We start from the raw sequence: 11,275 nt of genomic DNA on the forward strand, positions 1-11,275 counted from the left end.
CTACCTTGCACTTTCATGTCGTTCAGCCCCCCAGCCCGGCATCCAGCACCGCGCGCGCGATCGGGGCGGCCACGGAGCCGCCGGTCGCTGCCAGCGCCCGGTCGCCGCCGTTCTCGACGATCACCGCGATCGCGATCTTCGGGTTCTGCGCCGGCGCGAAGGCGATGTACCAGGCGTGCGGCGGAGTATTGCGCGGATCGTTGCCGTGCTCGGCCGTTCCGGTCTTCGACGCGATCTGATACGAGCGCGGCTGCGTCCCTCCCTGCGTGTTCTTCTCCGACTCCAGCATTAGATTGGTGACCTGGGTGGCCACCTGCGGTGTCACCGCCTGACCGACCGAGGTCGGCTTGGTGGTCTCCAGCGTGCTCAGGTCGGGCGCCTGCAGCTGGTCCACCAGGTACGGCTTCATCCGCACGCCGCCATTGGCGATGGTGGCCGCGATGACCGCGTTGTCCAGCGGGGTGAGCGCGACATCGCGCTGGCCGATGCTGGACTGGGCCATGGCCGCATTGTCGGGAATCGTGCCGACGGTGCTGTCCGCCCACGGGATCGGAATATTGGGATGCTGGCTTCCGATCCCGAATGCGCTGGCCTCGTCTTTGAGTTTCGCGGCTCCGACCTTCATACCGAGCTCGGCGAAGGCGGTGTTACACGAGTACTTGAAAGCTTCGGTGAGAGAAGCGGTTTGGGCGTCGCCGGGACCGCAGTGGCTGCCGTTGTAGTTCTCCAGCGTGGTGGAGGTGTCGGGCAGTGTGATGCGCGGCGCCGCGGTGAACTGATCCTCGGGCTTGGCGATGCCGTTGGACAGCGCGGCCGCGGTGACGATCACCTTGAAGGTGGAGCCCGGCGGATAGGTCTGCGAGACAGCGCGATTCAGCATCGGCTGGCGCGGATCCTGCTGCAGCTGCTCCCAGGTCTTCTGGGTGGCGGCGCCGTCGTGCCCGGCCAGCAGGTTCGGGTCGTAGGACGGCGTGGACACCATGGTCAGGATGCGGCCGGTGCTGGGCTCGATGGCCACCACCGAGCCGGTCAGGTTCTTGGCGGTGAGCTGGTCGTAGGCCACCTTCTGCATGGCCGGGTTGAGCGTGGTCACCACATTGCCGCCACGCGGATCCCGGCCCGAGATCATGTCGATGAGCCGGCGCCCGAACAGGGCGTTGTCCGAGCCGTTGAGCACCGAGTCCTCGGCGTGCTCGAGCCCGTTGCTGCCGTACTGCATCGAGTAGTAGCCGGTGGCGGGCGCGTAGGCCAGCGGATCGGTCGGGTAGGTGCGCAGGTACTTGTAGCGGTCGTCGGTGGCGACCGAGGAGGCGAGCACCGTGCCCGCCGCGGAGATCTGGCCGCGCTGTCGCGCGTACTCGTCCAGCAGGACGCGCACATTGCGCGGATCGTTGCGCAGGCTGTCGGCCTTGAACACCTGCACGTAGGTGGCATTGGCCAGCAGCGCCACGATCATCACCATGACCGCCAGCGCCACCCGGCGCAGAGGCGTGTTCACGCGGCACCCCCCTCGACCTTGCGCACCATTTGAGTCGACGCGTCGGCGATCGGCTCCGCCCGCTTGCGGGCGGGGGCCGGCCGGCGGGCGGCGTCGGACACCTTGATCAGCAGGCCCAGCAGCACATAGTTGGCCAGCAGGGACGAACCGCCGTAGGACATGTACGGCGTGGTGAGACCGGTCAGCGGAATCAGCTTGGTGACACCGCCGACCACCACGAACACCTGGATCGCGATCGTGAAGGACAGGCCCGCGGCCAGCAGCTTGCCGAAGCTGTCGCGAATGGCCAGCGCGGTGCGGATCCCGCGAATGGTGAACACGCAGAACAGCATCAGGATGGCGGCCAGCCCGATCAGGCCGAGCTCCTCCCCGATGGCGGAGATGATGAAGTCGGTCTTGGCGAACGGCACCTGCGAGGGCCGCCCGCTACCCAGCCCGGTGCCGGCCAGGCCGCCGGTGGCGAGGCCGAACAGCGACTGTGAGATCTGGTAGCCGGTGTTGGAGTAGTCGGCGAAGGGATGCAGCCAGGTCGCGAACCGCACCCGCACGTGCCCGAAGGCGTTGTAGGCGAACAGGACTCCGATGGCGAGCAGCGCCACGCCGACCGCTACCCAGCCCACCCGCTCGGTCGCGATGTAGAGCATGCACAGCACGGTGGCGAAGATGAGCAGCGAGGTGCCCAGGTCCTTCTCCACCACGAGCACGCCCACCGACAGCACCCACACCAGCAGGATCGGGCCCATGTCACGCATGCGCGGCAACTCCATGCCGAACAGGTGCTTGCCCGCGCCGGTGAACAGGTCGCGCTTGGACACCAGCACGCCGGCGAAGAACGCGATCAGCGCGATCTTGGCGAACTCACCGGGCTGAACACTGAAGCCGGGCAGGCGGATCCAGATCTTCGCGCCGTTCACCTGCGAGTACCGGTCCGGCAGCACCGCGGGCAGCGCGAGCGCGATGACCCCGATCAGGCCGAGGGTGTAGGCATAGCGGGCCAGGCTGCGGTAGTCGCGCAGCGCGATCAACAACCCCATGAAAACCACCATCCCCAGCCCCGTCCACAGCACCTGCTGGTTGGCGTCGGGGGAGGGGATGGGCAGGGAGGCGAACGCGGCGTCCTGCGCCTGTGCCAGGTCGATGCGGTGGATCACCACCAGGCCCAACCCGTTCAGTAGCGCCGCGATCGGTAGTAGCAGCGGATCCGCGAAGGCCGCGAACCGCCGCACCGCCAGATGCGCGACACCGAACAGCGCCATGTACGCGGCACCGAGTTTGGCGATCTCCCAGGTGATCGCCTGCTCCTGACTCGCCTCCACCAGCACCAGCGACACCGTCGTGATCACGGCCGCCAGTCCCAGGAGCAGCAACTCGACATTGCGCCGGGTAGCGGGCGGCGGCGCAGGAGCGAATCCGCCCGGTGGACTGGGAAAGGCCCCAGTGGACGGCGGTGCCGGTGCGGACATCAGTCCGCCGTCCTGCAGTTCTGCCCCGGTGTCTGCGGTGCCGTGGTGGTGGTGACAGGAGCGGTCGGCTGGTCCGTCTTGCGGGGTTCCAGCGGGTGGTTCTCGCCGGTGCGCTCACCGCCGGTGAGGCTGCCGGGCGCGGCCGGAGCGGCCGGGGTGGTGGTGACGGGGGCGCCCGGCTGGTTGGGGTCGGCCGGCGGCGTGGGCGCGGGGGTCGTCGCCGGGGTGGCCGGCGCCGGCTGCTGCTTCTCGCACGGGGGCAGCAACTCGCCCTGCACCAGATTCCGGATCTGCTTGACGGCGTCGTCGCGGGAACCGGGCGGCAGGCCCTTGTCGACCGAATCACGGCCGCTGGGCCGCAGATCGTTGCGGGTCAGCTGGGCGCAGCCGGTGGGGAACTTGTCGCCGGGCGCGGCCAGTGTCAGTTCTCCGGTGCGGGTGACGCATCCGACCTGATCCACATCGCGGATGGAGTAGCCCAGCACCGAACCGGGCAGGCCGCGCAGCACGACCACCTTCTCGCCGTCCACGCCGACGTAGTAGTTGCTGCGAATCATGTTGTAGCCCACGGTGAGTCCCGCGCCCACCGCCACCAGCAGGGCCAGCGACAGCGCCAGCCAGCGCAGCTTGTGGCTCTTCTTGGGCGGTTCGGGTTCGGGCTGCGCCACCGCGCGGCGCGGCGTGGCGCGCGGCGGGCGCATGGCGGCGGCCCGGCCGGCGGCGGTGTTCGGCGGGGGAGTGTCCTCGTCCTCGCCGGAGGCCGCGCCCGCCACGATGGGGTGCGACTGGCCGTAGTCGAGATCGATGACGTCGGCGACCACCACGGTCACGTTGTCGGGACCGCCACTGCGCAGCGCCAATTCGATGAGCCGGTCCGCCGCCTCGTCGGTGGTGCCCTCGCGCAGGGTGTTGGCGATGGTCTCGTCGCTCACCACGTCCGACAGGCCGTCGGAGCAGAGCAGGTAGCGGTCCCCGGCACGCGCCTCCCGCACCACCAGGGTGGGGTCGATCTCGTTGCCGGTGAGCGCCCGCATGATGAGCGAGCGCTGCGGATGTGTGTGGGCCTGCTCCGGCGTGATCCGCCCCTCGTCCACCAGCGACTGCACGAAGGTGTCGTCACGGGTGATCTGGGCCAGCTCACCGCCTCGGAGCATGTAGGCGCGGGAGTCGCCGATGTGCGCGAGGCCGAGTTTGCGGCCGGCGAACAGGATGGCGGTGAGCGTGGTGCCCATGCCGTCGAGTTCCGGCTCCTCCTCGACCTGGTCGGCGATGGCCGCATTGCCTTCGTGCACAGCACGATTCAGCTTGCCGAGCAGATCGTCGCCGGGCTCGTCGTCGTCCAGATGCGCCAGGGCGGCGATCATGAGCTGTGAGGCGACCTCACCGGCGGCGTGGCCGCCCATGCCGTCCGCGAGCGCGAGCAGTCGCGCACCTGCGTAGACGGAATCCTCGTTGTTGGCTCGGACGAGACCACGGTCGCTACGCGCTGCGTAGCGGAGAACAAGTGTCACGATCGCAGCTCGATCACTGTCTTACCGACACGGACAGGGGTGCCGAGCGGAACTCGGACCGGAGTGGTGACCTTCGACCGGTCGAGGTAGGTCCCATTGGTGGAACCGAGATCCTCGACGTACCAGTCCTCGCCGCGCGGAGACAGTCGCGCGTGGCGGGTGGAGGCGTAGTCGTCGGTGAGAACCAGTGTGGAGTCGTCGGCCCGCCCGATCAGCACCGGCTGTGTGCCGAGCGAGATTCGAGTGCCGGCGAGAGAACCCTGAGTCACCACGAGATATTTGGCGCCCTTCTGGCCCCGGCGGAAAGATGGGAGCACCGCGGAACCGCCTGCGGCCCGAGGCGCGACCCGAAGGCCGGAAGCCGCGTAGATATCGCTGCGCAGGGTCCGGAGCACCGCCCACACGAACAGCCACAACAGCAGCAGGAACCCCGCACGGGTCAATTGCAGGATCAATCCCTGCACGGTGCTCCACCTCCTGTTCGACCGTGTCGTAGGTACGGGGCAGTTACGGAGGGAATGGCTCCGTGACCCCCAACCGGTGTGTTGCTGGTCAGCGCGGCCAGAGTCCGCCGCGAGCATTGGCAGCATCATAGGGCCGTCGACCGGTTGCGATCACGATACGACCGAGGAATTCCGCGCCATATCGTGACCTGCACCGCGAGCTTACGGGATCAGACGATCCGGATGAGGATCTCGGAATGTCCGGCGCGGATGACATCCCCGTCGGCGAGCTGCCAATCCTGCACGGGTGACCCGTTGACCAGCGTGCCATTGGTCGAACCGAGGTCGGAGAGCATCGCGGTCTGGCCGTCCCAGCGAACCTCGATGTGCCGCCGGGAAACTCCCGTATCCGGCAACCGGAAGTGCGCGTCCTGCCCGCGGCCGATGATGTTGCTGCCCTCGCGCAACTGGTACGTGCGGCCGGAGCCGTCGTCCAGCTGCAGCGTGGCCGAGTAGCCCGAGCCGCTGCGCGCCGGCGCGGCGCCGTAGCCCTGCTGCTGCTGGGCGTAGCCCTGCTGCTGCCCGTAGCCCTGATCGTCGCCGTAGCCGCCCTGCTCCGAGTACTGGTCGTAGCCCTGCTGGCCATAGCCCTGCTGCTGGCCGTAACCCTGCTCCGCATAGCCCTGCTGGCCATAGCCGCCCTGGTCGTAGCCCTGCTGGCCGTAGCCCTGCTGCTGCTGGCCGTAACCCTGGTCGGCGTAGCTCTGCTGGCCGTACGCCTGCTCGGACTGGCCGTAGCCCTGCTCGTAGCCGTGCTGCTGCTGGCCGTAACCCTGGTCGGCGTAGCTCTGCTGGCCGTACGCCTGCTCGGACTGGCCGTAGCCCTGCTGGCCGTAGCTCTGGTCGGCGTAGCCCTGCTGCTGGCCGTAGCCGCCGCCCTGCTGCTGGTTGTAGTCGTAGCCGTTCTGGTAGTCGCCGTAGGCCTGCTCGGACTGGCCGTAGCCGCCCTGCTCATAGCCCTGCTGACCACCGCGGCCGTACTCGCCGTAACCCTGCTGACCTTGACGGCCCGCAGGCGGGGGCGCGTACCCGCGGTTCCGCGGATCGGACTCCGCGGGCTCACGGCTTGGGTCGTAGCCTGAGTTCTGCGTCATGGGGCCAGCTCCTGGTTGCGGGTTGGGTCGTTGTGGGCGTTCAGGTCCCGGTGACGGGCCTGCCCGCCCACCCGCGTCCGGATCGACCCGGCCGCGTGTCCTGAACTGTCCGGTGTGCAGCGTAGGGGATGCCTCGAACTCCACGTGCACTTCACCGTAGGTCTGCCACCCTTGCTCGCGGATGTAGTCCTGCAGATGTTTGGCGAACGCGCGCTTCGTGAGCTCGTAATCCTGCTGTGCGAGATCGCGATCTGGCTGTCCCTCGCCCTGGACGAGCTGCCGGAGATCCGACTCGTTGATGGAGATGACATAGCTGTTCGGAGCCAGCAGATGCCCGCCACCGAGATCCTGGATGTGATCGGCGGCCTCGCGCTGCAGGGCGGCCTCGACCTCCTGGGGCACGACACTGCCGCCGAAGGCGCGGGCGAAGACATCGCCGACAGCCCCCTGGAGACGGCGTTCGAACCGGGAAACAATTCCCATGCCCCCCTCCTTCTCGGGTCCTGCCGCTCCGGTCGGGAGCGTGCGTCGTGTCATGTATCTGACCGGCCATAACGTGCGAGATGTGTCCTGGAATAGCAACACGCGGACATGGCGTGTCGCCGCAAGGACACGGTGATTGCATGATATCCACGATCGTCCACACCTGTAACTCTTGGCGGCGAGCCGAGGTTCCCGGGTCGAGGCCGGATCGTGATCACTCCTCCGCACCCCCGATAACCAGGCGATTTCGTTTTGGTGCAGACCCCGTGATACGTTTCTTCCCGTCGCTCAGGGCGAGTGGCGGAATGGCAGACGCGCTGGCTTCAGGTGCCAGTGTCCGTAAGGACGTGGGGGTTCAAGTCCCCCCTCGCCCACCATGGAGAAGGCCCCCGATCCGGATTCGGATCGGGGGCCTTCTTCTATTTCCGGGGTCGGGTGTTCATACCCGAAGGCGTGGTGCCCGGATCGGCTCGGCCGTGGTGCTCGGGGCCGGCCGGATGGCGAGATCATGGCGTGAGTCCTGGCGCTGCCGGGTTCCGCTCAGCGGGACTCGAAAGCGCGCAGGTCAGAGTGGATGTGACGAAGATCGCACACCCTCTTCGGGGTTGGTCGCCAAAGGCGTTGCCGGAGGCCGTTTCTGGGGGCTCTGGGGGGCGAAAATCGTTTGCCGGAAGATGCCGTGGCGGGTATGCGCCCGATTACCGTCCGGCAATGCCTGATGATCATTTAGCGAAAACCATTCGAAACAAACTTGAGGTTTGTTTAATCCTGAGCGATCGGTGGGCAATCGTGCTGAGCTGGGATGAAATGCCAGCTTAACTGTGCTTCAGCCGATCATGAGCGGAAAATTTGCGAGTTTTCGGCAAACCTCCCGACGGGGTTCGAAACGCATCGCGCGCAAGGGTTTGAAACGGGTCCCGAAACGCGACCGCGGGGGTAGTTTCGGACCCCTCCGCAGACCGCCCGCAAAGCGTATGCCGGAAATTAGCGATCTTGTTGGGTTCCCTACGGGGAAAGGGCATTTCGCCTGGTCGCGTTATACGCCCGGGCGGCAAGTCGGAGGTTGCGTAGCCATAACGATTGTGTAGAGTCATCGGCAACGCTGGCCGCAGCTGAGCCGGACTCGCTGCGGCCAGTGGAACTCAATCCGAACGGTGCCGCGACTACGAAGTCGCCACTCCCACAACCCGTTCCGGACCCTGTTCGATCGAATAGCCCGTGATGTGCTCCGGGCGATCGGCCGCTTCCCGCTCCGACAGCAGGCGTTCCTGTTCCCGCACCACACCGCGGCCGCGCCCGAATACATAGGCCAGGAAACCCAGTTCGGCCACTGCGCCGAGGCCGACCCGGAGCGCCGTGGGCAGTCCGCTGGGCGTGACGAAGCCCTCCAGGAAACCCGACACCAGCAGCACGCCCACCAGTCCGAGCGCGATCACCGCGGTCGCCCGGCCCTGCCGCGCCAGCGCCTGCGGACGGCTCTCCCGGCCTGGATCGATCAGCGTCCAGCCCAGCTTCAGACCCGCCCCGCCGGCCACGAAAATGGCTGTGAGCTCCAGCATTCCGTGCGGCAGGATCCAGCCGAAGAACGGTCCCAGCCGCCCCGCCTCCGCCATCAGCCCGGCACTGATCCCGAGGTTCAGCGCGTTCATGCACAGCAGGTAGACGGCGGGCAGGATGAGCACCCCGAGGAACAGCGCCATGGCCGACACCCACGCGTTGTTGGTCCACACCTTCGCGGCGAACGCGTCGTGCGAGTGTTCGTAGTAGTAGGTCTCGAATTCGCCACCGGGCCGCGTCAAGGCATCTGTATTCGTGTTCAGGCCGAGATGCCGGCGCGCCGCCTCCGATGTGGCCACCCACGCGGCGAGCGCCGCCGAGCCGAGCAGGAAGACCGTCGCCACCGACAGCCACCAGGGCCAGGCCCGATACACCGCGGCCGGGAACCGGTGCGTGAAGTAGTAGGCGATCTCCCGCGGAGTGTCGAAGCGGGCGCTCAGTATCCGGCCGCGCGCCCGGGTCAGCACCGCCGACAACCCGGCGATGAGCTCCGGATCCGCCTCCCGCGACTGCAAGCGGGCCAGCTGCTGTGACGCCAGGCGGTACAGCCGCACCAGCTCGTCGGCCTCCGCGCCGGTGAGCCGCTTCGCGCGAGACGCCAACTGATCCAGGCGCTGCCAGGAAGGCCGGTGAACGTACGTATAGGCATCCAGATCCACGAGTACCCCTCCTGCGCTACGGCTGACAGAATGCTATCCACCGTGTTTCCACCCGGCAGCGCATGCCGAGAAGGTTCGCGGTCCGTCTCGTTCTGGACTGACGGAGCGGGGGAGCGAAGCGGGGGAGCGGAGGAGGGAAGAACGAGACCTCCAGGGCCGCGAACCCGCCCGGAGCGAAGCGGAGGGCAATTTGGACACCGCACTTTTCACCACCGGCGAGGCGGTGGCCGTCGAACTGCCGATCGCGCGGATCCCCACCCGGGCCGCGGCCTTCCTGCTCGACCTGTTGCTGCAGGCCGTGATCGGCGTGGTGCTGGTGCTGCTGTTCGAAGCCCTGCTGGTGTGGATGGACGCGGATTCCGCGTGGCGGGACGCCGCGGTGCTGGTGGCCACGGTGGGTGCGCTGATCGGGTATCCGGTGCTGTTCGAGACGTTTTCGCGGGGGCGCTCGGTGGGGAAGATGGCCGTCGGGCTGCGGGTGGTGCGTACCGACGGCGGGCCCGTCGACTTCCGGCACGCGGTCACGCGCGGACTCGCCGGGATCGTCGACTTCTGGATTCTGGGCACCGGGCTGATCGCCGTCGTGGTGTCCATGTGCTCACCCCAGGCCCGGCGGGTCGGGGACGCCCTGGCCGGCACCGTCGTCGTGCACGACCGCACCCGCCTGCCCTTCGCGGCGCTGGCCGTGCCGCCGCCGTGGCTGGCGGGCTGGGCGCGGCAGCTCGACCTGTCCGGTCTCTCCGATGAATCGGCGCTCGCGACACGGCAATACCTGCTGCGGTTTCGCACCCTCACGCCCGAGGTCCAGGACGGGCTGGGCCGGACGCTGGTCATCACGGTGTGCATGAGCCTGCGCACGCTGCCGCCGAACGGCTATCCGCCGCTGCAGATCCTGGGCGCGGTCCTGGCCGAGCGGCAGCGGCGGGAGATCCCGCCGCCGCCCTTCGTGCAGCAGCGTCCGATGGCCGTCCCGGCTACAGCGCTCCGGTCCGCTTGAGTTCCAGATATTCGTCGGCCAGCGCCTCCGGCAGCCGGTCGGGCGCGTCGGCGATGACGCGGACGCCCATGCGGCGCAGCGTCTCCCGGGCCACCGCGTGCTCGGCGATGACATTCTCGGCGGCGGCCGCGGCGTAGAGGTCGTCCAGGCTCGAGCGGCGGGTGGCGGCGGCCGCCACCTCCGGATCGGTCACCGCGACCACCAGCACCCGATGCCGCTCGGTCAGCACCGGCAGGACCGGCCGCAGGCCCTCCTGCACGGTGGCGGCGTCGAGATGGGTGAACCACACCACCAGGCTGCGGCGGCGGGCGCGCCGCAGCGTCGCCCGCAGCACGCCCTGATAGTCGGTGTCGACCAGTTCGGGAGTGAGCCCGGCGAGGGCGTGCATCAGCTTGATCTGCAAGCGCTTTCCGCCGATGCCGCGTACCTCGGTGCGCAGCCGGCGGTCGTAGGCCAGCAGATCCACCGAATCGCCGCCCGACGCCGCCAGCCCGCCCAGCAGCAGCGCCGCCTCGATGGTGGCGTCCAGGCGGGTGCCGTCGCCGACGCGGCCCGCGCTCACCCGCCCGGTGTCCAGCAGCATGACCACGTGCCGGTTGCGTTCCGGCCGCCAGGTGCGCACCAGCACGTCATCGGCGCGAGCGGTGGCGCGCCAGTCGATGGTGCGCACATCGTCGCCCGCGACATATTCACGGAACGAATCGAATTCGGTGCCCTGCCCGCGAATCGCGGTGGTGTTGCGGCCCTCCAGATGCTGCAGCTGCCTGACCTTCGAGGCCAGCAGCCGCTCACTGTGGAACGGGGGCAGCGCGCGCAGCCGGGCCGGGACCTCGCGCCGCACCTGGCGGCCGGCCATGCCGAGCGGGCCCAGCAGGCGCAGCGTCACCGGACCGGCCACCCGGTCGCCGTGATAGTCCGGCGTCAACTCGGTGCGCAGCCGAATCCTGGTGTTGGGCGGCAGGTTCAGGGTGTGGGTGCGATGGCGGGCGTGCGCGCTGGGCGGCCAGTCGTCCCACAGCGTGCCGCGCACCGGCCGGGCGCCGCCATTGAGTACTGCCAGCTCCACCTCGATGCTGCGGCCGGTGCGCACCGTGGTGATCGGGGCACGCGAAAGTTCCAGCGCGCCCGGTGATCCCAGCAGCAGCAGATCGGCGGCGATCAGCGCGACCAGGGCCAGGGTGGCGAGCAGCACGCCGAGCCACGACGGCAGCGCCAGCGTGACGAACAGGGCCGCGAGCACCGCCGCGGCGGCCAGCCGGCCGGTGACGACCACGCCCTACACCGGGACGGGGACGGACATCAGCAGCGAGGCCATCACGCCCTCGGCCGTGACGCCCTCCACCTCGTGCTCGGGCCGCAGGTGCAGCCGGTGCCGGAGCACCGCCGTCGCAACGGCTTTCACATCGTCGGGTGTGGTGTAGGCGCGGCCGTTCAGCCAGGCGAAGGCGCGTGCGGCCGCCATCAGCGCGGTCGCGCCACGGGTGGACGCGCCGTGCGCCACCGCGGGGGA

At 68.7% G+C, this 11,275-nt stretch carries 8 protein-coding genes, 1 tRNA gene and 1 pseudogene; 2 read left to right on the forward strand and 8 right to left on the reverse strand.

Translation table 11 applies throughout. The annotated features are described in order from the left end of the window. Positions 1 to 22 precede the first annotated feature (22 nt). The 5 genes from ON33_RS30840 to ON33_RS30860 form a co-directional block, all read right to left on the reverse strand. Positions 23 to 1,498, reverse strand: a complete 1,476-nt coding sequence (locus ON33_RS30840; RefSeq protein ID WP_040862586.1) for a peptidoglycan D,D-transpeptidase FtsI family protein — start codon at positions 1,496 to 1,498, stop codon at positions 23 to 25. Next, complete coding sequence (locus ON33_RS30845; RefSeq protein ID WP_040862587.1) at positions 1,495 to 2,961, reverse strand: FtsW/RodA/SpoVE family cell cycle protein; 1,467 nt, start codon at positions 2,959 to 2,961, stop codon at positions 1,495 to 1,497. The genes ON33_RS30840 and ON33_RS30845 overlap by 4 nt, the downstream gene beginning before the upstream one ends. Continuing rightward, positions 2,961 to 4,472 carry a protein phosphatase 2C domain-containing protein gene (locus ON33_RS30850; protein ID WP_040862588.1) on the reverse strand — a complete coding sequence of 504 codons (1,512 nt, stop codon included), beginning with the start codon at positions 4,470 to 4,472 and terminating at the stop codon, positions 2,961 to 2,963. Before ON33_RS30850 ends, ON33_RS30845 begins: the two co-directional genes overlap by 1 nt. Beyond that, positions 4,469 to 4,936, reverse strand: a complete 468-nt coding sequence (locus tag ON33_RS30855; RefSeq protein ID WP_040862589.1) for an FHA domain-containing protein FhaB/FipA — start codon at positions 4,934 to 4,936, stop codon at positions 4,469 to 4,471. Before ON33_RS30855 ends, ON33_RS30850 begins: the two co-directional genes overlap by 4 nt. Before the next feature lie 209 nt (positions 4,937 to 5,145). Next, on the reverse strand, positions 5,146 to 6,552 hold the full coding sequence (locus ON33_RS30860; RefSeq protein WP_040862590.1) for an FHA domain-containing protein: 1,407 nt from the start codon (positions 6,550 to 6,552) through the stop codon (positions 5,146 to 5,148). A gap of 291 nt (positions 6,553 to 6,843) precedes the next feature. Here ON33_RS30860 and ON33_RS30865 point away from each other — a divergent pair. After that, a tRNA-Leu gene (locus ON33_RS30865) sits at positions 6,844 to 6,929 on the forward strand. Between the two features lie 786 nt (positions 6,930 to 7,715). Here ON33_RS30865 and ON33_RS30870 read toward each other — a convergent pair. Beyond that, positions 7,716 to 8,768 carry a stage II sporulation protein M gene (locus ON33_RS30870; protein ID WP_083869406.1) on the reverse strand — a complete coding sequence of 351 codons (1,053 nt, stop codon included), beginning with the start codon at positions 8,766 to 8,768 and terminating at the stop codon, positions 7,716 to 7,718. Positions 8,769 to 8,958: 190 nt separating this feature from the next. Here ON33_RS30870 and ON33_RS30875 point away from each other — a divergent pair, with 190 nt between their 5' ends. Beyond that, positions 8,959 to 9,765 (forward strand): RDD family protein, encoded by an 807-nt coding sequence (locus ON33_RS30875; protein WP_051153112.1) that lies wholly within the window; start codon positions 8,959 to 8,961, stop codon positions 9,763 to 9,765. On the opposite strand, the gene ON33_RS30880 is transcribed toward ON33_RS30875, so the two are convergent. Together ON33_RS30880 and ON33_RS30885 are read right to left on the reverse strand one after the other, a co-directional pair. Further along, a complete protein-coding gene (locus tag ON33_RS30880) occupies positions 9,743 to 11,038 on the reverse strand; it encodes a DUF58 domain-containing protein (protein ID WP_040862591.1) in 1,296 nt (431 codons plus the stop codon). The two genes, ON33_RS30875 and ON33_RS30880, sit on opposite strands and share 23 nt — an antisense overlap. Positions 11,039 to 11,041: 3 nt before the next feature. Next, positions 11,042 to 11,275: pseudogene (locus ON33_RS30885) on the reverse strand (AAA family ATPase); the annotation flags it as partial.

It is taken from the genome of Nocardia niigatensis NBRC 100131 (assembly GCF_000308655.1).
GTDB lineage: Bacteria > Actinomycetota > Actinomycetes > Mycobacteriales > Mycobacteriaceae > Nocardia > Nocardia niigatensis.

Coding starts and splice junctions, on each gene's coding strand:
- ON33_RS30845 (WP_040862587.1), bottom strand. CDS start 2,961: ATGTCCGCACCGGCACCGCCGTCCACTGGGGCCTTTCCCAGTCCACCG.
- ON33_RS30860 (WP_040862590.1), bottom strand. CDS start 6,552: ATGGGAATTGTTTCCCGGTTCGAACGCCGTCTCCAGGGGGCTGTCGGC.